The organism is Actimicrobium antarcticum, assembly GCF_039536745.1.
GTDB classification, from domain to species: Bacteria; Pseudomonadota; Gammaproteobacteria; order Burkholderiales; family Burkholderiaceae_D; genus Actimicrobium; species Actimicrobium antarcticum.
This window is the reverse complement of record NZ_BAAAZE010000005.1, coordinates 405947-427815: the sequence shown is the minus strand read 5'-3', so window position 1 is coordinate 427815 and position 21869 is coordinate 405947. Positions and strand designations below refer to the sequence as shown.

At 55.8% G+C, this 21869-nt stretch carries 18 protein-coding genes; 6 read left to right on the top strand and 12 right to left on the bottom strand.

Features of this window, described 5'->3' with window-relative positions; genetic code table 11:
- Nucleotides 1–145 precede the first annotated feature (145 nt).
- Nucleotides 146–553 carry a GlcG/HbpS family heme-binding protein gene (locus ABD720_RS04705; RefSeq protein WP_344762081.1) on the bottom strand — a complete coding sequence of 136 codons (408 nt, stop codon included), beginning with the start codon at nucleotides 551–553 and terminating at the stop codon, nucleotides 146–148.
- A gap of 193 nt (nucleotides 554–746) precedes the next feature.
- Here ABD720_RS04705 and ABD720_RS04700 point away from each other — a divergent pair, with 193 nt between their 5' ends.
- Nucleotides 747–1223, top strand: a complete 477-nt coding sequence (locus ABD720_RS04700; protein WP_425547908.1) for a C40 family peptidase — start codon at nucleotides 747–749, stop codon at nucleotides 1221–1223.
- Between the two features lie 61 nt (nucleotides 1224–1284).
- Here the strand turns inward: ABD720_RS04700 and ABD720_RS04695 are convergent, their stop codons facing one another.
- Nucleotides 1285–2199 (bottom strand): patatin-like phospholipase family protein, encoded by a 915-nt coding sequence (locus tag ABD720_RS04695; RefSeq protein ID WP_344762080.1) that lies wholly within the window; start codon nucleotides 2197–2199, stop codon nucleotides 1285–1287.
- Between the two features lie 118 nt (nucleotides 2200–2317).
- Between ABD720_RS04695 and ABD720_RS04690 the strand changes: the two genes are divergently transcribed.
- Nucleotides 2318–2839 (top strand): carboxymuconolactone decarboxylase family protein, encoded by a 522-nt coding sequence (locus tag ABD720_RS04690; RefSeq protein WP_344762078.1) that lies wholly within the window; start codon nucleotides 2318–2320, stop codon nucleotides 2837–2839.
- A gap of 32 nt (nucleotides 2840–2871) precedes the next feature.
- Here the strand turns inward: ABD720_RS04690 and phoR are convergent, their stop codons facing one another.
- The 7 genes from phoR to pstS all read right to left on the bottom strand — a co-directional run bounded on the left by phoR (nucleotide 2872) and on the right by pstS (nucleotide 9493).
- Nucleotides 2872–4176 (bottom strand): phosphate regulon sensor histidine kinase PhoR, encoded by a 1305-nt coding sequence (gene phoR, locus ABD720_RS04685; RefSeq protein ID WP_344762075.1) that lies wholly within the window; start codon nucleotides 4174–4176, stop codon nucleotides 2872–2874.
- A gap of 9 nt (nucleotides 4177–4185) precedes the next feature.
- Nucleotides 4186–4875, bottom strand: coding sequence for a phosphate regulon transcriptional regulator PhoB (gene phoB / locus ABD720_RS04680; RefSeq protein ID WP_344762074.1), 690 nt, complete (start codon nucleotides 4873–4875; stop codon nucleotides 4186–4188).
- A 5-nt stretch (nucleotides 4876–4880) separates the two neighbouring features.
- On the bottom strand, nucleotides 4881–5582 hold the full coding sequence (gene phoU / locus ABD720_RS04675) for a phosphate signaling complex protein PhoU (protein ID WP_344762072.1): 702 nt from the start codon (nucleotides 5580–5582) through the stop codon (nucleotides 4881–4883).
- A 58-nt stretch (nucleotides 5583–5640) separates the two neighbouring features.
- Nucleotides 5641–6420 carry a phosphate ABC transporter ATP-binding protein PstB gene (gene pstB, locus ABD720_RS04670; RefSeq protein WP_344762071.1) on the bottom strand — a complete coding sequence of 260 codons (780 nt, stop codon included), beginning with the start codon at nucleotides 6418–6420 and terminating at the stop codon, nucleotides 5641–5643.
- Between the two features lie 5 nt (nucleotides 6421–6425).
- Nucleotides 6426–7310, bottom strand: coding sequence for a phosphate ABC transporter permease PstA (pstA, locus tag ABD720_RS04665; RefSeq protein WP_344762070.1), 885 nt, complete (start codon nucleotides 7308–7310; stop codon nucleotides 6426–6428).
- Nucleotides 7307–8251: a phosphate ABC transporter permease subunit PstC gene (gene pstC / locus ABD720_RS04660; protein WP_425547920.1), complete on the bottom strand. Its 945-nt coding sequence runs from the start codon at nucleotides 8249–8251 to the stop codon at nucleotides 7307–7309. Before pstC ends, pstA begins: the two co-directional genes overlap by 4 nt.
- A 198-nt stretch (nucleotides 8252–8449) precedes the next feature.
- Entirely contained in the window at nucleotides 8450–9493 is a 1044-nt protein-coding gene (gene pstS / locus ABD720_RS04655; protein ID WP_344762068.1) for a phosphate ABC transporter substrate-binding protein PstS, read from the bottom strand.
- A gap of 177 nt (nucleotides 9494–9670) precedes the next feature.
- On the opposite strand from pstS, the gene ppk1 reads away from it, so the two are divergent.
- Both ppk1 and ABD720_RS04645 read left to right on the top strand, forming a co-directional pair.
- A complete protein-coding gene (gene ppk1, locus ABD720_RS04650; protein WP_344762067.1) occupies nucleotides 9671–11818 on the top strand; it encodes a polyphosphate kinase 1 in 2148 nt (715 codons plus the stop codon).
- A gap of 5 nt (nucleotides 11819–11823) precedes the next feature.
- Entirely contained in the window at nucleotides 11824–12291 is a 468-nt protein-coding gene (locus tag ABD720_RS04645; RefSeq protein WP_344762066.1) for a SixA phosphatase family protein, read from the top strand.
- 138 nt (nucleotides 12292–12429) lie between these two features.
- Here the strand turns inward: ABD720_RS04645 and upp are convergent, their stop codons facing one another.
- From upp to ABD720_RS04630, 3 genes are all read right to left on the bottom strand, one after another.
- The gene (gene upp, locus ABD720_RS04640) at nucleotides 12430–13083 is read right to left on the bottom strand and encodes a uracil phosphoribosyltransferase (RefSeq protein WP_344762065.1); all 654 of its coding nucleotides are present in this window, start codon (nucleotides 13081–13083) and stop codon (nucleotides 12430–12432) included.
- Between the two features lie 12 nt (nucleotides 13084–13095).
- On the bottom strand, nucleotides 13096–14556 hold the full coding sequence (locus ABD720_RS04635) for an NCS1 family nucleobase:cation symporter-1 (protein ID WP_344762064.1): 1461 nt from the start codon (nucleotides 14554–14556) through the stop codon (nucleotides 13096–13098).
- A gap of 103 nt (nucleotides 14557–14659) precedes the next feature.
- Complete coding sequence (locus tag ABD720_RS04630; RefSeq protein ID WP_344762063.1) at nucleotides 14660–15907, bottom strand: DUF445 domain-containing protein; 1248 nt, start codon at nucleotides 15905–15907, stop codon at nucleotides 14660–14662.
- A gap of 154 nt (nucleotides 15908–16061) precedes the next feature.
- Between ABD720_RS04630 and ABD720_RS04625 the strand changes: the two genes are divergently transcribed.
- Together ABD720_RS04625 and ABD720_RS04620 are read left to right on the top strand one after the other, a co-directional pair.
- Nucleotides 16062–20015 carry a hypothetical protein gene (locus ABD720_RS04625; RefSeq protein WP_344762062.1) on the top strand — a complete coding sequence of 1318 codons (3954 nt, stop codon included), beginning with the start codon at nucleotides 16062–16064 and terminating at the stop codon, nucleotides 20013–20015.
- Nucleotides 20016–20276: 261 nt separating this feature from the next.
- Nucleotides 20277–21797 carry a sigma 54-interacting transcriptional regulator gene (locus ABD720_RS04620; protein ID WP_344762061.1) on the top strand — a complete coding sequence of 507 codons (1521 nt, stop codon included), beginning with the start codon at nucleotides 20277–20279 and terminating at the stop codon, nucleotides 21795–21797.
- The last annotated feature ends 72 nt before the right edge of the window (nucleotides 21798–21869 follow it).

Here is a 21869-nt window from a genome sequence, read left to right as displayed (position 1 = left end):
CGTTGGCATCAAGGGGCTAAAAGAGAGTTGCGCTACGGCGGAATAAAATGGGCTAAACCGCCGGATTATAGCTTGAAAGGCAGGCTCCGGGCAAACCGGAAACGGTATGTCTAGAAAGAAATTCTCGACATACCGGATGACTTGATCAGCCCAGCAGTGCTGCGATACCTGCTTTGGCAATTTGTGCATCCTCGGACGACTTGACGCCCGATACCCCGACCGCACCAACGCAATGACCGTCAACCATCATCGGTACGCCGCCTTCGAGCATGCCTTCGAGCTTCGGCGCGGTAATGAACGAGGCACGACCGTTGTTGATCATGTCTTCGTAGATCTTGCTTTCACGGCGGCCCAGTGCAGCGGTACGCGCTTTGGCAGGAGCGATATCGGCGGAAATTGGCGCAGTGCCGTCGAGACGCTGCAGCCACAGCAAATGTCCGCCGTCATCGACAATCGCGATGGCGACTGCCCAGTTATTGGCGACTGCTTCGGCTTCGGCTGCGGCAGCGATTTTTTTTACATCAACGAGGGACAACACAGGCTTGGATAGCATCACAACTCCGGAAAAAAAATGAATGCCGATTGTACGATAGACGCGCCGGTCCGTTCAGACAGGAATAACTTTTGACAGGGTTTGATGATTCGGTTACCTTGGCTTTTCTCAAAAGGATTCCTCAATTTTGATAATAAGACAACCATTCCGTCGTCACCTTCGCCGCAGCGTTACTACGATACTGCTCGCCGTCGTGTGTGCATTGCCTACCGTCGCTTCGAGCGCAGACATCACGGACCAGCCGATGACGGCAGCCATGGTGAAATTGCAAACCTTGAGCAATCGGGCATCCGAGCTGGCATTGAATGCGCTGGGCCTGATCGGTATTCGCTACAAGATGGGCGGCAATACGGCAGAGAATGGGCTGGATTGCAGCGGTCTGGTACGACTCGTGTTTCAGCAAGCCTGGGGTGCAACGCTACCCCGCACCGCCGAAGAGATCAGCCAGGTCGGTCAAAAAGTCGACACCCACGAGCTGCAGCCGGGAGACCTGGTGTTCTATAACACCTTGCGACGCGGTTTCTCGCACGTCGGCATTTATCTTGGCGATAACAAGTTCATCCATTCACCATCAACAGGCGGCCAGGTTCGGATCGAGAGCATGGATATCGGCTACTGGAAAAGCCGCTTCAATGGCGCGCGCCGCATAAGCGATCCGGATCACCCGTAATCGATTAGCTGTTTCATTGGCTACCTGAACAAGCCGCATCGGATTCACCGATGCGGCTTTTTTATTGCTCGCGCCGGGCTTTCAATTTTTGCCGTAATTCGCCCAGCACACTGGTAGTCGCCTGCTCACCAGCCAGGATCGCCAGATTACGTCCGGCAAAATCGCTCCCCTTCATGGTGCCCAGGTTGGGACGTATCACGATGTCCGCATCCTTCAACTCTGCCCGGTTAATGCTCTGCCCCATGATGGCAAAAGTCTGCAAGACCACATCCACCGAACTCGATGCGGCCTGCACATCGGGCTGTGTCGAAATATTTACGGCGATGACGAAGTCAGCGCCCATCTCGCGGGCGAAGCGCACCGGCACTGGTGATACCAGACCGCCGTCCACGTACGAGTGGTTGCCTATGCGTACCGGCTGGAACACGCCAGGCACGGCAGACGAAGCCCGTACCGCAAGACCGGCATTGCCTCTGCGGAACAGTATCGGCAAGCCGCTATTGAGATCGGCCGCCACGGCACCAAACGGAATCCTGAATTTTTCGATCGGTAGATTGCCGACCGATTTATTGACGTAGTTTTGCAGTGCCTCGCCTTTGATCACACCGCTGGCCTTGGCGAACAGCGGCACACTCCAATCGGAAATCGCAGCTTCGTCCATGTCCAGCGCCATTTTTTGCAGCGCATAGCCGTTGTTACCCGCCGCATACAGCGCACCCACCAGACTGCCGGCGCTGGTGCCCACCACGATGTCCGGGAAAATTCCCTGCGCCTCCAGCGCCTTGATCACGCCGATATGCGAAAACCCGCGCGCAGCACCGCCGCCGAGTGCCAGTCCGATCCGGATCGGTTTGTCCAGTCGTGGCTGGGCTAGCGGTGCTGATGGCGTAACTGGCAGGACAGGTGCAGAACTGCAGGCACCGAGAAAAACAACGACCGACACGAACAACGAGCGGCATAACAGTACGGAGGGCATGAAGTGGGCAGACAGATGAGTTAACCAAGCGCCTGATGATACCGGCAAAGCACGAAGGTCCTTACTTTCAGCAAACAATGTCACAATCTGCGGCTTCTTCAATCCCCAGAGACCGACCATGGCACGCATCCCCTACGCAGACCCCAGCAATCCCGAGATCGCCGAGCAGGCCGCACAGATCGCCGCCGAGCGTGGCGGCAGTGTCATCAACCTGTACAAGATGCTATTGCAAAGCCCGCCGGTGGCGGACGGCTGGCGTCAGTTGCTGACGGCAATCCGCCAGCAATGCCTGTTGTCGGCCAAGTACCGCGAGCTCGCCATCATGCGCATCGCGGTGCTCAACGAAGCCGATTACGAATTCGCCCAGCATGTGCCGTTTGCATTGAAGGAAGGCTATACAAAGCAACAATTGGCCGCACTGAAAACGGCCGAGTACCGGGACTATTTCGATGCGCTGGATTTGCAGGTGATCGACTATACCGATGCAATGACACTCGACATCCGCGTACCGAAAGCATTGTTCGATGCCGTCAAGGCGCACTTCAGCGATCGCGAAATGGTCGAACTGACGGCAACGATTGCGGCTTACAACATGGTGTCCCGGTTCCTGGAAGCACTGCAACTGGACCACGACAACTAGAACGGATAACGGGCAGTGGCTGCCGAAACCGGTCAGTGTTCGTTGGCCGAATACACCGCCGCCATCGGGAATTTAACCTTGAACAGGCTGCCCTCCCCTTGCGCCGATTCAATCACCAGTGTTGCTGCATGACGCAGCAGCACGTGCTTGACGATAGCCAAACCGAGGCCCGTCCCTTTGGTCTCGCGCGAGCGGCTTTTGTCGACCCGGTAAAACCGCTCGGTCAGCCGGGAAATATTCTCGGGACGTATGCCAATACCGCTATCGCGCACTGCAAATACGGGGCCGCCGGCACCCATGTTCCAGCTGATCTGAATGGTGCCTTCTGCTGGCGTATAGCGCACCGCATTCGACACCAGATTGCCAAACGCGCTACGCAGTTCATCGACGCTGCCACGAATATCGGGGCCATCAACCTTCAGCGTAATCGCATGTTTTCCGGCCGATAGCGCCTCGGCTTCTTCACGTATCTGTTCCAGCAACACCGGGATCATCACATGCTCCGGCCGCATCGGATAGTCGATCGATTCAAGCCGGGTTAGTGTCAGCATGTCCTCGACCAGGTTCTGCATGCGCTGGCCTTGCTCGGTCATCAGCTTCAGATGCGAAATACGGGTTTGCGCTTCCAGATTCGGTTGCAGCAAGGCGATCTCCAGGAAACCATTGATCACCGTCAGAGGAGTGCGCAGCTCATGCGATGCATTGGCAATGAAATCGCGCCGCATCATTTCGATGCGCTCGGATTCGGTCGCATCATGCGTGACCAGAATCTGGCGGCGATTCTCGAACGGGATGATTTGCATGATCAGCTTGCGGTCTTTCAACGTCAGCGTCAGCGGCTTTTCATAGCGCCCCAAAATGATGTAGTCCATGAAATCCGGATTGCGAATCAGGTTGGTGACGCGCATGCCCTTGTCGCGATCCTGGCGCAATCCCAGGTGTTTTTCAGCAGCAGGATTGCACCATTCCAGGAACAGCACATCGTCCATGATGACCACGCCGTCCGGCAGCAAGGTCATGGCCTGGCGAAACCGCGCCAGCCATTCGGTCAGTTCAGCCTGGTTCTTTTCATCATCGCGACGCAAGCGGTACAAACGCGAGAACACATCTGTCCAGGCGCCGAAACCATCAGGCAGCTTGGCGCTATCCGGATGATCGAGCCAGGAATTGAGGCGATGCAGATACCCTAGCTGCGTCAATACCAGAAACACCAGCGCCGCAGCACTGGCCATCAGGCCAATGACTGCGCCAAAAAAATATCCAATCACGCCCGACACCAGAAAGACCGCACCGATGCGCAATAACGCAGGCACCCAGAACAACAACTGTGGATTCATGGACGGGCTTTATTTCTCGGAAAGCATGTAGCCTACACTACGGACGGTACGGATCAGGTGCTCCGCTTCCTTCAGCGCCTTGCGTAAGCGCAGCACGTGCACATCGACGGTACGCTCCTCGATCACGACATGGTCACCCCATACCTTGTCGAGCAATTGGGTGCGGCTGAAGACCCGGTCGGGATGCGCCAGGAAAAATTTCAGCAGCTTGAATTCGGCATGACCGATCTCGATTTTCTGGTCGGACAAGCTGACGCTGCAACTGATCGGGTCCAGTGTCACATCACCGGCCTTCATCAAACTTTGCGCATGTTCCGGACTCTTGCGGCGCAGCAGTGCCTTGATCCGCGCCGTCAATTCGCGCGGCGAAAATGGCTTGGTCACGTAATCGTCGGCACCATTGTCGAGGCCGGCAATCTTGTCCTCTTCCATGGTTTTGGCGGTCAGCATGATGACCGGGATTTCCTGCATTTGCCGGTCATTGCGGATGCGCGACAACAGGCGCAATCCGCTCTGGTCCGGCAACATCCAGTCGAGCAGAATCAATTGCGGCGTGCGGTGCTGAATGAAGTCCCATGCGGCAGCGGTCGTGCTCACCGCAACCGTGTTCCAGCCGGCTCCGCGCAACGCAAACGTCACCAGTTCGACAATGGCCGGCTCGTCTTCGACGATCAGGATGGTGGTGAAATCAACGGCCATGCTGTTTACTCATCGAGCTTGGCCGCAGCCGCGTAATCGGTGTGGCGGATGTCCTTGCCTTCGACGATATAAATCACGTACTCGGCAATGTTCTTGGCATGGTCGCCAATGCGCTCAATGGCCTTGGCAACCCACAGCGTGTCGAGTGCCGACGAGATCGTGCGCGGATCTTCCATCATGAACGTGATCAGGCTGCGCATGATCGAACGGAACTCGTGGTCAATCACCGCATCCTGCGCAATCAGGCGGGTGGCCTGTTTGGCATCGAGCCGCGCAAAGGCATCGAGCGCGTCATGCAGCATGTCGGCTGCGCTGTTGGCGATGACGCGCACGGTCTCGAAATGGTTGATGACCAGCGCGCCGCGTTCGTGCAAATTGGCAGCGGTGCGGGCAATCTTGGTGGCTTCGTCGCCGATGCGTTCAAGATCGGTAATGACCTTGATGGTCGCCATCACGGTGCGCAAATCATTGGCCGTCGGCTGGCGCCGGACGATCAGATGGCTGCAGGTTTCGTCGAGCTGGACTTCGAGTTTGTTGACGTTTTCGTCGGACTTGATGACCGAGAATGACATCTCGATATTGCCAGTCCGAAAAGCCACCATGGCATCGCGTAGCTGGCTCTCGACCAGTCCGCCCATGAGCAGGACTTTCGAACGGATCGATTCGAGGTCCAGGTCGTATTGTTTTGAAGAGTGTTCGCCGGTCATCAAAAATCTCCTGATCTTGTTTGCGTTGTTGTTTGCGTGGTGGATTGCGCGAGGAGGGTCAGCCGAAGCGGCCCGTGATGTAATCCTGCGTTTCCTTGCGTGACGGATTGACGAAAATCTGGTCCGTTTCACCAAACTCTACCAGTTCGCCCAGGTACATGTACGCGGTGAAATCCGAGCAACGCGCCGCCTGTTGCATGTTGTGGGTCACGATCGTGATCGTGTACTCGCCCTTGAGTTCACTGATGAGCTCTTCAATCTTCGCTGTTGAAATCGGATCGAGCGCCGAGGTCGGTTCGTCCAGCAACAACACGTCAGGTTTAACTGCCACGCCGCGGGCAATACACAGCCGCTGCTGCTGGCCGCCGGACAGACTCAGGCCGCTCTTGTTGAGCTTGTCCTTGACCTCGCCCCACAAAGCCGCCTTGTTGAGCGCCCATTCGACGCGCTCGTCCATCTCGCCTTTTGGCAGGTTTTCGTACAGCCGCACACCGAAGGCGATGTTGTCGTAGATCGACATCGGGAACGGGGTTGGTTTCTGGAACACCATGCCGACCTTGGCGCGCAACATGTTGACGTCCTGACCCGGCTCGAGAATGTTCTTGTCACGATACATGATCGTGCCCTCGGCGCGCTGACCGGGATACAGGTCGTACATGCGGTTCAGCGTGCGCAGCAGGGTCGATTTGCCGCAACCGGACGGGCCGATGAATGCGGTGACTTTTTTCTCGTGGATGTTCAGGTTGATGTCTTTCAAGCCCTGGAACGCCCCGTAAAAAAAGTTCAGGTTCGAGATCGCGATGGTCGGCTTCTTGTCGGCAGAATTGGAATTGGTCATGGAGTTCAGCTCTTGATTTTTTGATTGAATACGGTACGCGACAGGATGTTCAGGCCCAGCACGGTGAAGGTCACCAGCAGCGCGCCACCCCATGCCAGCGAGCGCCAGTTGTCATACGGGCTCATCGCAAACTGGTAGATCACGACCGGCAAATTGGCCATCGGTGCGTTCATGTTGGCGCTGAAGAACTGGTTGTTCAATGCGGTAAACAGCAGCGGTGCGGTCTCTCCGGCGATCCGGGCCAGTGCCAGCAAGGCGCCAGTCATGACGCCCGCCTTGACCGCACGCAAACGCACGAAGGTAGCTACTTTCCAGCGTGGTGCGCCGAGTGCAAACGCGGCTTCGAGCAGACTGTTCGGAACCAGTTTGAGCATGTTATCGGTGGTGCGAACGATCACCGGCACCGCGATCAGTGAAATGGCAAACGTCCCGGCCCAGCCTGAAAAATGCTTCACATTGGCGACGTAGATCGCATAAATGAACAGGCCAATCACGATCGATGGCGCTGACAGCATGATGTCAGTCACGAAGCGCGTGACCTGGGCAAACCAGCTGCGCTCACCATATTCGGCCAGGTAAATCCCTGCAAGAATGCCGATCGGTGTACTGATCGCGGTGGAAATACCGACCATCATCAGGCTGCCTACAATCGGATTCAGCAGGCCGCCGCCTTCGCTACCCGGTGCCGGTGTGGTTTCTGTGAACATCGACAAGCTGAGCGCGCCGAAGCCCTTGATGATGAGCGTGATCAGAATCCACATCAAAAAGAACAAACCAACCGCCATCGCGAGGAACGACAGCGCGATGCCTACCCGATGCATCAGCAGACGCTTGCGGTATACCGGGTTCATCGGCACAGGGATCGCCTTGGCGTTATTGGACGTACTCATTTGCTGCCCTCTTTTCTTTCCATGCTGGCCAGCATCAGCTTGGCGGCACCCAGCACCACGAACGTAATCATGAACAGGATCAGTCCCAGCGCGAACAGCGACGAGACATGCAACGTCGATTCGGCTTCGGCGAATTCATTGGCCAGCGTCGACGCGATACTGTTGCCTGCCGCAAAAAGCGACCAGGACAAGTGGTGCGCATTGCCGATCACGAAGGTCACCGCCATCGTCTCGCCGAGTGCGCGTCCCAGACCCAGCATCACGCCACCGACGACACCGGTCTTGGTGTAAGGCAGCACGACCTTGCGGACCACTTCCCATTTGGTACAACCGAGGGCGTAGGCGGATTCTTTCAGAACCGCCGGCACCACTTCGAATACATCGCGCATGACCGAGGCAATGAACGGAATGATCATCACGGCAAGGATCAAACCCGCAGCCAGAATACCGATACCCATTTGCGGCCCTTTGAACAGGGCACCGAGCACCGGCACATTGCCCAGTGTTGCGGCCAGCGCAGGTTGAATGTAGTCGGCAAACAGCGGGGCAAACACAAACAAACCCCACATGCCGTAAATGATGCTGGGCACGCCAGCCAGCAGTTCGACTGCCGAGCCCAGCGGTCCGCGCAACCACGACGGACAAATTTCGGTAAGGAACAAGGCGATTCCGAAACTCAACGGAAACGCGATCAGCAGTGCAATGAACGACGTCGACAAGGTACCGACGATGGCGATCAAGGCGCCGTATTTGTCATTCACCGGGTCCCATTCGACCGTGGTAATGAACGCCGGCCCGAATTCCTTGAAAGCCGGCCAGGCGCCGATGACCAGTGAAATGATGATGCCAACCAGCACCAGCAAGACGCTGAATGCGAAGCCGAGCGTAATTTTGTGAAACAGAAAATCCTGCCATCGTTGCTTGCGCATCGTGGAAGCCATCCGCTTTGTTGCCAACGCTGCTTCGGCGCTGTTCTGATCCGGCTCGGAGACAGGTATCGTCATGGAAGAAATATGTGCGCTCATGGATGAAGTACTCGATATGCGAACTCCCGACAGGCACGATGGAGTGCCTTCGGGAGCAGCGTGTTACGCGAAAGTCAGGACATTACAACTGATGTGGCTACCTGCAAGCCAGTCTTACCAGATTGCTTTGCCGGAGGCGTCTTTCAATTGCGACTTCCACGATTCTTCAACCAGCTTGACCACTTCCGCCGGCATGGCGACATAGTCCAGCTCCGCAGCCATGGCACCACCGCTCTTGTACGCATAGTCAAAGAACTTCAGGACTTCTTTGCCTTTGACAGCGTCAGCTTGCGACTTGTGCATCAGGATGAACGAGGCACCCGTGATCGGCCAGCTCAGCTTACCTGCCTGGTCAGTCAGTACCACGGCAAAACCTGGTGTTTTGGCCCACTCGGCACCGGCTGCAGCCGCCTTGAAGTTGTCATCGTCCGGCGCAACAAACTGGCCGTCCTTGTTCTTCAGCTGGGTGTACGACATCTTGTTTTTCTTGGCGTAGGCGTACTCGACATAACCAATCGAGTTCTTGATACGCTGGACATTGGCGGCAACGCCTTCATTGCCCTTGCCACCGACACCAAGCGGCCATTTGACTGCCGTACCTGCGCCAACCGTGGTTTTGAAATCGGCATTGACTTTCGAGAGGTAGTCGGTGAACAGGAATGACGTACCCGAGCCGTCTGCACGATGTATCACCGTGATTTCTTCGGCTGGAAGCTTGACACCAGGGTTCAGTGCCGCGATTTCAGGAGCGTTCCATTTGGTGATTTTGCCCAGATAGATGCCAGCGAGGACATCGCCGGTCAGCTTCATTTGACCCGGGGCGACGCCTTCGAGGTTAATGATAGGAACCACGCCACCCATGATGACCGGAAATTGCACCAGGCCTTCGGTAGCGAGTTCCTCGGCCTTCAGAGGCATGTCGGAGGCACCGAAGTCCACGGTCTTGGCTTTGATTTGCTTGATACCGCCACCCGAACCGATCGACTGATAGTTCAGTCCATTGCCGGTGGTCTTTTTGTAGGACTCGGCCCACTTCGAATAAATTGGATACGGGAAGGTTGCGCCGGCTCCGGTCATGTCTGCAGCAACAGCGTTCGACAGGATGAGTATTGTGCCCGAGGCGACAACGATCGATTTAAGGATTTTGTTCAGCTGCATGAATAACTCCTAGGTTGGCAAAAACGACAACCCGAACTCTAACCAGCCAATGTGACAGCTTTATGACAGCGTCAAAATCGCATGTCATAAAGAAATCTGGACCCGGCGGCCATGTCATTAAGTTGTCACGTGCCGACTTTACACTCTGTCAAATTCACGAATAACAACATAGAATCAATGACATCACTTCCACTTCAGGCCAACAAGATCGATACCATTCCAGTACTTTCCCCCGCACTTGCGGCGACTTCAAGCACTGTTCCGGTAGTTGGTCCGATTCTGCTGAACAGGGAATTGTCACAATTGGCCTTCAACCGCCGCGTACTGGCGCAGGCCGAAGACAGACATATCCCCTTGCTGGAGCGACTGCGCTATCTGTGCATCGCCAGCAGCAACCTCGATGAATTCTTCGAGGTCCGGATCGCCAGCCTGCTGGCCAAGAGCCGCCTCGACGGCGACATCAAGGAGCCGCCTGCACTCACCGCCGCACTGGCACTGACCAGCACCGAGTGCCACGCGATCGTCGAGCGTCAGTACGAAGTACTGAACCAGCAGGTACTACCCCAACTATCAAAACACGGCATCCATCTGCTGCGCGATCAGGATCGCAACGAGCGACAACGCGCCTGGGTCAAGGCGTACTTCGACCGTGAAGTGCGGCCACTGCTGACGCCGATCGGACTTGATCCGGCGCACCCGTTTCCGCAAGTCGTCAACAAGAGCCTGAATTTCATTGTCGAGCTGTCCGGCAAAGATGCGTTCGGCCGCGGTACGGCCATCGCGATCTTGCGCGCGCCCCGTGTACTGCCGCGCGTGATCCGGCTACCCGACGAGTTGTCGGACAATGGCGGTGCGTCGTTCTGTCTGTTGTCATCGGTGATCCACGCGCACATTACCGACCTGTTCACCGGCCGTGAAGTGATTGCGTATTCGCAGTTTCGCGTCACGCGGGACAGCGACCTGTGGGTCGATGAAGAAGAGGTCAAGAACCTGCGCCAGGCGCTGCAGGGTGAATTGCAGGTGCGTCAGTTCGGCGTTGCCGTCCGTCTGGAAGTGGCGAAGAATTGTCCGCAGCATCTGGCGCAATTGCTGCTCGATCAATTCAGGATCGATAAAAATCGCCTGTACGCAGTCGATGGTCCGGTGAACATGGTCCGGCTGTCAGAATTGCTCGACCTGGTTAATTTTCCCGAACTGCGTTTTCCGGCATTCACGCCCAGCTTCCCGCCACAGCTTGCCAGCGGCGACCTGTTCGCTTATCTGAAAAAACAGGATGTGCTGCTGCATCACCCGTTCCAGTCGTTCCAGCCGGTCGTCGAATTCATCCGCACTGCAGCACTCGATAAAAACGTACTGGCGATCAAACAGACGATTTATCGGACCGGCATGAATTCCGACCTGATGGAGTCGCTGATCCTGGCGGCACGTCAGGGCAAGGAAGTCACCGTAATCGTCGAGCTGATGGCACGCTTCGATGAAGAAGCCAATATCAACTGGGCCGACCGGCTCGAACGCGCCGGTGCGCAAGTGGTCTATGGTGTCGTCGGCCTGAAAACCCACGCCAAGCTGGCGCTGGTATTGCGTCGCGAAGACGGGCAGATTCGCTACTACGCGCATCTGGGCACCGGCAATTACCACCCGACCACCACCAAGCTCTATACCGATTTCGGCCTGCTGACTGCCAACACGGCGATCGCCATGGAGGTCAATGAAATCTTCATCCATCTGACCAGCCTGACCAAACCCAAGAAGCTGACCCACCTGTGGCTGGCACCGTTCGCGCTGCACAAGGAATTCATCCGCGCCATCCGCAACGAAGCGGCAATTGCCCGCGCCGGCCGGCCTGGCCGGATCATCGCCAAGATGAATGCATTGCTGGATGAATCAGTGATCCGCGCGCTGTATGCGGCGTCGGCCGATGGCGTCAAGATCGACCTGATCGTGCGCGGTGCCTGTGCGTTGCGTCCCGGCGTGGCCGGACTGTCGGAAAACATCCGGGTGCGATCGATCGTCGGACGCTTTCTGGAGCACAGCCGGATCTTTTATTTCCGCAACGACCTGGCGCATGACGTCTTCCTGTCGAGCGCCGACTGGATGAATCGCAACCTGTTTCGCCGCATCGAAGTGGCGTTCCCCATCCTCGATCGCGCCATGAAAAAACGGGTGATTGCCGAGGGACTCAATCCCTACCTGAAGGACAACACGCACTCCTGGGAACTCAATGGCGACGGCGTGTACCACAAGCGCAAAGTGCGCGCGAAGCAGGCCAGTTTCAGCGCACAGCAATACCTGATGAAGACGGTCGGCACACCGGAACGGGAGTAAGGACCATGGACCTGATCCTGTGGCGTCACGCAGAAGCCGAAGCAGGCGCACCCGACGAACCCGACGACGATCGCGTGCTAACCCAAAAGGGACACAAGCAGGCATCCCGAATGGCGCGCTGGCTGGACCAGAATCTGCCGAATGGCTGCAAGATCCTGGTCAGCCCGGCGATCCGTACGCTGCAAACCGCACGGGCGCTGGACCGTAAATTCAAAGTGCACCAGGGATTGGCGCAGGACGCGACGCCGGCCAGTCTGCTGGCAGCGGCCAACTGGCCGGACAATCGGGAACCCGTGGTACTGGTTGGCCACCAGCCATCGCTGGGACAACTGGCCGCGTTGCTCATCAGCGGCGTCGAACAGGACTGGGCCATCCGCAAGGGCAATGTCTGGTGGATTGCGCAGCGCGAGGGTGAGGACGCATCAGGCAATTTTCTGCGGGCGGTCATGGCGCCGGAGCTGATTACGAAATAAGGCAAGCCATACGCAAGCTGCCGGGGTGCCCACGCTTGAAAGAGACGAATCCCTGCATGGCGCTTGAATTTGCGTCTGGCGCGATCAGGGTACGACGGCACACACCAGTACCTGATTCACGACCCGCAGCGAGCTGGCTTATTTGGTCCCGAAAATCCGGTCCCCCGCATCGCCCAGTCCCGGCACGATGTACGCATGCTCATTGAGATGCGAATCCAGCGATGCCACGTACAACTTCACCTCCGGATGCGCATCCTGGAATACCTGCACGCCTTCCGGCGCAGCGACCAGCGCGAGGAACAGGATCTGCGCATCGGCAACACCGCGCTTTTTCAGCACATTCACGGCATGCACTGCGGAGTTTCCGGTGGCGACCATCGGATCGCACAGAATGAACGTGCGCTCTGCCAGGTCGGGTAGGCGCACCATGTATTCCACCGGCTCCAGCGTCTCGGGATCGCGATACACACCAATGTGACCGACGCGTGCCGACGGGATCAACTCCAGCAAGCCATCGCTCATGCCAATGCCGGCACGCAGCACCGGCACCACGGCCAGCTTGCGGCCGGCGATGACTGGCGCATCCATGGTCTGCAGCGGTGTTTCAATGGTGCGCGTGGTCAATGGCAGGTCGCGGGTAATTTCATAGCCCATCAACAGCGTGATTTCGCGCAGCAATTCGCGGAAGGTGCGGGTCGACGTATCCTTCTCGCGCATGTGGCTGAGCTTGTGCTGGATCAGCGGATGGGTCAGCACATGCAGGTTCGGAAAACGCGGGTCCTTGGTGTTCATGGAATGCTCCGTTCAGTGTGATGCCGCAGGCGGATTTGCGCGCATCAGCGCAAAGTACACCACGGCAGAAATGGTCAGGCCGACGAACCAGGCGTAGGTATAGAGCGTCTCGAAGACCGGTGCGGTACTGGCAATGAATCCGGCCGCTTTCAGAAAGCCCGGCAGGTTGGGCAGCACGCCCGCCACCAGCGCCATCACCGCACGCCAGTTCCAGCCATTGTGGTAACTGTAGATGCCCTTGGCGTCGAAAAGCGCATCGTGGTCCAGCTCGGTACGGCGGATCACGAAATAATCCACCAGCATGATCCCGGCCACTGGTCCGAGCAAACCACCGTAGCCAATCAGCCAGGTGAAAATATAGCCCTTGGTGGTTTCCAGTATCTTCCAAGGGAACATCGCCAGCCCGATTGCCGCCGTGATGTAGCCTCCCATCTTGAACGAGATCTTGCTTGGCGCCAGATTCGAAAAGTCATACGCCGGCGACACCACGTTGGCCGCCAGATTGGTCGTGATCGTCGCAATGATCAACGCGATCAGCGCCAGTACCACCGAGATGCCGCCCATTTTGCCGGTCAACACCACCGGGTCCCAGATCGCCTCGCCATAAATCACCACCGTGGCTGACGTCACCAGCACCGCCACCAGCGCCAGCAACCCCATCGGCACCGGCAAGCCGATCGCCTGCCCCAGCATCTGATCGCGCTGGCTGCGTGCAAAACGCGTGAAGTCCGGGATATTCAATGCCAGCGTGGCCCAGTAACCGACCATCGCGGTCAGCGACGGCCAGAACACGATCCAGAACTGCCCTGCCCGTTTGCCGCCTTCATCAAACTGCGATGGCGTGGTCAGCATCGGACCGAATCCGCCCGCCTTGGCATACGCCCACCAGACCAGCGCAATGCTCGACAGCAGCAGCAGTGGCGCGGCGACGGTTTCCATCCAGCGGATCGAATCGGTGCCCTTGGCAATGAAGTAAATATGCAGCGCCCAGAACAGCAAAAAGCAGAACAGCTGGCCGCCACTAATGCCCAGCAACGGCAGCGCACTGCCCTGCAGCGCATTGCCGGTCACCACATTCAAAATGGTATAAATCGCCTGCCCGCCCAGCCAGGTTTGGATGCCAAACCAGCCGCAGGCAACGATCGCCCGCAGCACCGCCGGCAATTGCGCGCCGCGCACGCCAAAAGCCGTCCGGGCCAATACCGGATACGGAATGCCATGCTTCGCGCCGGCATGCCCGACCAGTACCATCGGCACCAGCACGATCAGGTTGCCCAGAAAAACCGTCATCACTGCCTGCCACCAGTTCATCCCCTCGCTCATCAGACCTGACGCCAGCATGTAAGCGGGCACCGAGACCGCCATCGAGACCCAGAGGGCCGCGTAGTGGGTGGCTGTCCAGGTGCGCTGGGCCGGCGTGGTGGGTTCGAGATCGGCGTTCCAGAGCGGGTTGGATGCGTTGCGGTTGGACATGATGGGAGCCGATGAATGGGGCGGAAGTTGGGACGGCGCTTATGGTAAGTGATTTGGACGGATTGACGGCAGATGGTTTTGCGTTCAGGCCCCGGCTTGTCCGCTAGAGCGCCATCGATACCAGATGCAGCAGGACCCCGACCAGACCGCCGACCACCGTCCCGTTGATCCGGATGAACTGCAAATCCCGCCCGACATACAGCTCGAACTTGCGCGCCACCGTTTCGCCATCCCACTGCCGAATCACCCGCTCCACCAGCGCCGCAATCGTGCCACGCCGCTGCACAACGGCATCGGTCGCAAATTGCCGTAACCAGTCATTGAGCTTGGTGCGTACGGCAACGTCGTCCGCCAGCGCCACGCTGCCGGCAATGATCACCCGCACCAGGCCAGCGGCAATGCGTGAATCGGCGCAAGCGACATCGTCCAGCAAGCGCTGACGCAGATCGTGCCAGACCTGATCGACGTAACTCCGAAAAACAGGATGCTGCAAACCCGAGCGCACCAGCCCGGCGATACGCTCCTCGTACGCGTCCGAGCTGCGCAGACGTGCAACCAACTCCTCCACGGATTCCTGAAAACGCGTACGCCACTCGCTGTCGGGCTGCTTCATCTCTTCCAGCACGCTGTTCAACCCCTCAAGCAGGCGTTCGAAGAACTTGTCATCGAACGCACGCGGCATCCAGCGCGGGCTGTTGTCGTGGATTTTCTGGCGAATGAAAGGCTGATTCTTTTCCAGTGCGCCGGCCACCATCACCAGCAAGTGATCGAACAGCTCCTGGTGACGACGGTCGGCCACCAGCACCGTCAGCATGTCGGCCAGTAGCGGTGCGAAGCGCACGTGGGCCACCACGCTGTCGAAGCGGGCATGAATGAAGTTGCTGATGTCGTCATCGTCGACCAGCCGCAATACCGCAGGTAGTCCACCCGCCAGCTGCAACGCCACGGCCCGGCTGTTGTCCGGCTGCGCCAGCCATCGCGCCGCAGCGCCAGCGAAGTCGATGCGGGCAAATTCGCTGCTGATAACCGCGTGCGTCATGAAGTTGTGTTCCAAAAACCCCGCGATGCTGGCGCCGATCCGGTCCTTGTTCTTCTGAATGATTGCCGTATGAGGAATCGGCAGGCCCAGCGGATGCCGGAACAGCGCAGTCACGGCAAACCAATCGGCCAGCGCGCCGACCAAAGCCGCCTCGGCGAATGCCCGGACAAAACCGATGGCTGGATGCACCTGTTCAAACCAGCGCGCCAGCACGAACGTCAGCGCCATCAGCAGCAAGAGGCCGGTGGCGATACGCCGCATTTTATTCAGGGGGCCCAGTGGATCGGGCTGTTGGGAGAGCGGCTTGGTCAACAGATGGCCTTGAGAGCGATTTTGGTGCAAAAAAGCTGTTTTGATGGAACCGGCGGTTATGCATCACCACATAACACGCAGTTGGATCGTCAGGATAACGCAGGCTGAACCTGGTTGATGAGGATCCTTGAGTTAATTCAATCTGGAGCAGGACATGCGATTTTTTCCAAAGTTTATTGATCGAGCTATTACCTATTTGAAGAGTGAGCCGGCCCCTGTGCTTACGAAGCATCAAGAAGCTCAGCTTCTGCCAACCCAGGTAAGTGCTAAAGCGACTCAATATCGCACAACAAAATACGATAGTGACAAAGCAAAGAAAAACAGCGCAGACGCAAAAATAAAAGGAAAAATCCCCCGAAATACAAGTCGTCTTGAACGATTTAAGCAATGGGGAAAAAACAGGATAACAGACAGTAAATCAGCCATTGAAAAAACCAATAACAAACTGAATATTGCTGGATGGGGCCACGGTACGGTATCCATTTCGAAGCTCGTTTCATTAAAACGGAGTACGAAGGTCACCAATATCCTTGGATTTAAAACAAATTTCACGCTGAGCTTCTTTGATTACAAATCAGCCACAATCGATAAACCGGTTGTAAGGCTTGCTGCATACGCAATGAGTGAACATGATCTTGAAATCAAGAAAAAAGAACTGACCGCGATGGGTCTCAACGAACCACTTGAAATAGAATTCAAGACTCCAACGCCAAAACATGTGCACCTTCCCGAATCTATTAAAACAGAAATAGAAGAAGCAATAAATGAAAATAATCAAATTTTCATTTCAGATATCAAAAAAACAAAAGGAAGATATATCCCTGGAGCAACGGCTAGTACGCATAACGGCCCACTTGCCGAAAGTGAGAAGCGCATTCTTGAACACTTGAAATGCCTGAAAGATGCAGATCCAAATATAATGACTGGTAGTCCGGACGAAAATATGAAAATATTATCGCTCGCCATTATTTCTGTTGCAATCGATGAGGACAATAACTACAAGGGAGATTCATCAAAACTTCTTTATGTAGGACGATGTGTAAAAGCACTAGATGCCATGAAGGAATTATCGCTGGAAAATAGCATTATAAGACCTGCTGCAACTTCTGAGGCCAGTCTAAAGGCGCCCTTTGGCAATACGGAGCACGTTGATCTGGCATGGCGGATCGCCTATAAACTGGCGGAAACGCAGATGGGATTCGACTTGCTAAAATTGATTACAGCAACACCGGTCGACAATACGCCTCAAAATTTGTCGCAACTGGAAAGAACCAATAGCGCAAGAAAAAAAATCAGGCAAGATGCCAATATGCGCTTATTCATGCAGGGTGCCAGTAAATTAATGGCAGCAAACGAAGACGTATCTCAATCATACGTTGACCCGACTTCTTTAATTAAATATTGCGTGGAAAAAACGTGTGGTGACACAAAAATCTCGAACACATTATTGATCAAAGCACTGCCAGGATTACAATACGCCATGCGTGAAGAGTCGGGTGCAGCTGATTTGGAAAACTACAAAACTGCATGGGATGATGAAATTTCTAAATGGGATCGCGATCCTCTTCGTGTCAATCATACAATTTTTAAAGCTGCCGAAGAAAAAAAGAAAGTTTTAAAAAATGTATCAAAATCAACGTGGGCAGTAAATGCCCTTCGTAACGGATTTGATACCAACGCTCCGGGATCCGAGTTTGACAAGGCAAACAAGCGGCTTGAAAAAGTTTCAATACAACTGACTCGCGCCTTGCAAGCCAAAGGAATTGAAGTTGACGATCGTGACAAGGAGGCTGCTGCAGCAATCGACTCGCAAACACTTTTGCGCCCCTGGCTCAAGCCTTCCAAGCTGAGTCGGAAGTCCGCATTCAACAATAGTTTGTTTTTCGACATTGCGACTAATGGGGCTTTGATACAACGAGAAAAAATGCATCTTGCGTCACGTCTGCTGGAAAAATTTCTCAGTGGAGTCGGCGATCAGGTAAAAAAAGAAACAACTACCGAACTTCATTTTAAAAAAGTAAATAATACGGACCCGGGTTTCAACTTTACACGATTCGAAGGCGCATTAACTGCGACGGAAGCGAAAGCCAATAAAATGACAGCCAGCAATGTAGCCAAAATAGTGATGCTGAGATCATGGATAGGTATGCCACAGTCCGAGAATATTTCTGGCTATTCACTCTCTCCAGAGGAAATTTTCAAGGACGAGGGATTGAAGTTTCTTGGAGCCATGTTCGACGTTGATATGAGCGACGACGTACCCAAGCCCCCGGGAAGTCTCAAATTTTTTCAACAGATTCGCGATGAACTGAAAGCCCTTGCACCAAGTTGCTTAACGCCCAAACTACTGGGGGATTGGGCAACAGAGGCAGGACTTAAAAGGCCGGTGTTAGAGAAGGTAAAGTTATTGAACAACCTGACGCGTGTAACGGACGAGAATCGACCAATTCCCACTGCGGATGAGGTCAACGACATGCCGGCAGGTGAGTATCCATCTAATTTTTTTGATGCCCTCGACCATCTGATCAATGGCATGGATAACGAAAATATTTCACATGTAAATTACACCAAACAGGGAACGATTAACTACATGAAGGCCCAGATTGAGCGCATGCGCCTGGGCTCGTCGATAAAAATGACAGACGGAGCTGCACTTGGTTTTGGTTTGCAAGGCACCTTCTCGGCGTTGAGTCGAGCCGGTACGGCGCTGATCGCCTCTGGCCGGGCTAGTTTCAGTAGCAGATTCGGACGAGTGGCAGAAATGGACATTGGCGTAAATGCTGTAGGTGGTTTCGCACGGTTCGGTGTGCAAACGGATCAGCGCACTCGCGCTGGCGGAGGAGGATCGATCGGTTGGAGGATTGGTAAAAAAAGTGCGGGGTTCAAGGCAGGATTGAGTGCGGCAGCTGATGTCAAAGCCATCGCAGATGCCGACCAGTTCGAGGGTGTGGGCTTGCGACTGGATCGTCTTGGTGGTGACATTACCGGCAGAGTGGATCAGGTGGCCGGCGTCGCCGGAGATGCAGCCATGACGAAGAACCTCAGCGAACTGGTGGAAAAAGTCATGAAGGGGCGCCGCTCTCCTAGCGGGGACACGGCAATTCCGGATGGCATGCTCGAGAATTACTCCAATTCAACCTTGTTGGAGCAACTACTCGAAGGTGAGGACGGGACCGCATTATCAGTGTCATGGATTGACAAGAAAAATAGCGGTACACGAACGACCGGGATCTCAGAACAGATCAGCGGAATTGGCGGTATCCATGCTGATGGAATCGGCGGGGCAGCACTTAGCGGTACCGCGGGTACGTCGCAAACAGTCAAGACTCAGCATCAGGAGGAACTCACGGGTGCATTGAGATCACGATTTATCAGCACTGGTTATAGCGTCGTTGGCACATTGCAGGCTTCTGCAACGCTGGGCCTTCAAAACACGGAAATAGGTAACGATCCGGCACTGGCCAAGGTGGGCTTCACGGCTGCCGAGTTGGTATCGGCTGAGGCGGAAGTCTTCCGGGCAGGTGTTACATCAGATATTCGAACGGTCGAACTTAACGGAGTGCTGCAACCCCGGACCTATATGGTGATTAGTCATGCCAATGCTAAAAGTTTTATCGACAAAGTAAAACAGCCCGAAAATTTGACCAGGTGGTCACATGCTTTTGCAAAAATTAAGAACCCAGTCAAGTACAATCCCGAGACGAAAGAACCCGGCCGTGCAGCTGCAGATCGGATCGAAGTAGTTAACGAACAGCGAGAAGTCGTTCGAGATCTGCTCAAGGAAGCCGCTGACAATGCCGATCCAAATATTTATCACATTGAATATCTGGAAATGAAGCCGGATATTACCGAGCAAATCAATCGTTACCGCGCTTTAGCCATTATGTCGCGCAAGGTAGCTGAGCTCACACATCAAAATCAGGCAGCCGTCTTCGATGCCGCGGCCGAATCACTCTTGAATAACAAGAACAGCTACAGCGAGCGCTTTTTGTTCAGTATTCAGAAAAGCTCATTCGAAGAAGGAAAAAAAATGAATTTTGTAGGCAGCTTTCAAAGCACCAGCAAAGTTCAGGCAACGACCATGACGAACAAAGGTTTCTGGGGCTGACAAGTCAGGATCGTCCGAACAATACAGTCAGGATGATCCGCCCCAATTCCCCCACCAAACCTCCGCAAACCAACACCCCAGTGACAACCCAAGCATATTGCTTTGCGGAATTGTAACCATAAGTTAATCTAAGAAAACCAGGCAGCGTAATCGGGCAGCGTGAGCTGCCCGTCCCCTGCGCAAGTCGACGCCGACGTTCTCTAACCAAGCGCCGACCAGCACTGACACCCTAACCCGGCACCGCATTCGAAAGAGTAATTCATGGCGCTTTTCAACAACTCACTGTTGCTGTGCATCGCTTCCCCGTCGCTACTGGATCGTTTGCTGCGCAATGCAGGAGAAATGTCGGTGCAGCTGCGAAGAATTCCGGTTGCCGAGGTGTCCCATGAAATCACGCTGCGACCCGATGTACGGATATTGATCTGTCAGGACGATGCCGAGTTTGAAAAAATTATCGCCCAGTGCGGTCGTATCGGCGCCCCGACCCAGACCAATCTGGTGCGGCTGGTCGATGGCAGCGACTATGCAACCTGTGTCGCGACCGCCAGCGTATGCCGGGCGATCAGCATTCCGTCCAGCGATGCCAGACTGCAAGAAGTGCTGCAGCAGTTACTCAATTCTGCGTCGCTGTCGGAGCCGGACGAGCAGCTCATGGGCATGGCAGACTACCAGCCGGTTGCCACTGCACCGCGCCCGTCACCGGTCCATGCCACACCGGCTGCCCTTGCCAACCAGTCGTCGCACGCCACGCCCGTGATCGCCGATGTCAATCACGCCGTCTATGCCACTGCTCGTCGCATTGCCGGTACCGATGTCGATATCGTGCTGGTCGGCGAAACCGGTACCGGCAAGGATTGGATGGCGCACTACATCCATGATCATTCCGGCTCGCGTGGCCCGTTCATCGCGGTCAACTGCCCGGCCATTCCCGAGACGCTGGCCGAAGCCGAACTGTTTGGCGTGGATGCCGGTGCCTACACCGGCGCCACCAAGAGCCGGGCCGGGCGCATCGAATCGGCCAATGGCGGCACGCTCTACCTTGATGAAATCGACAGCATGTCGCTGACCTTGCAGGCGAAGTTGCTGCGTGTGTTGCAGGATCGGGGCATTGAACGCGTTGGTTCGACGGTATTCCGGCAACTGAGTTTTCGGGTGATCGTGTCGACCAAGGTGCCGCTGGCAAAACTGGTGGAAGAAGGCAAATTCCGCAATGACCTGTATTACCGGCTGAGTGTGGTGGAGCTGGCATTGCCGGTGCTGCGCTCGCAACCCGAGCGCGCACTGGACCTGTTCTGGCGTTATGTGGACCATGCCGCGCGCCAGTTCAACATGCCACCGGGCGCCGATGTCAATCCGCGCATCGAGGCGCAAATCCTGGCGCATGGCTGGGAAGGCAACATTCGCGAGCTGCGCGCCGCCGCGCAGCGCTATGCACTGGGCTTTCCGGTGATCGGTAGCGAGATGGCGAAACATCGCGATGGCTCGCTCAAGGAAATGCTGCAGCAGTTCGAGCGCACCTTGCTGGTGGCAACGCTGGAACGCTGCAAGCGCAATGTGTCGCGTGCGGCCAAGGAACTGGGCGTGGAGCCGCATGTGCTGTACTACAAACTGAAAACACTGGGCATCCATAATCTGGGACGCGGAGACCAGTTCAACGCGCCGGTCGCATCGGAGGCTGCCGGCGTGCTGTCGATTGGCCGGGGCAGCACCAGTCATGAACAGGAAAATGGCCATGACGATACCAACTCGGACGGCACCAAGATAAAACGCAGCACCCGCTGACTCCCTGCTTGCGAGCATTGACGTACTTCAGTGCCTCAGTATAATTTGGCAATCTTGCTCCGCGGCTTGCCC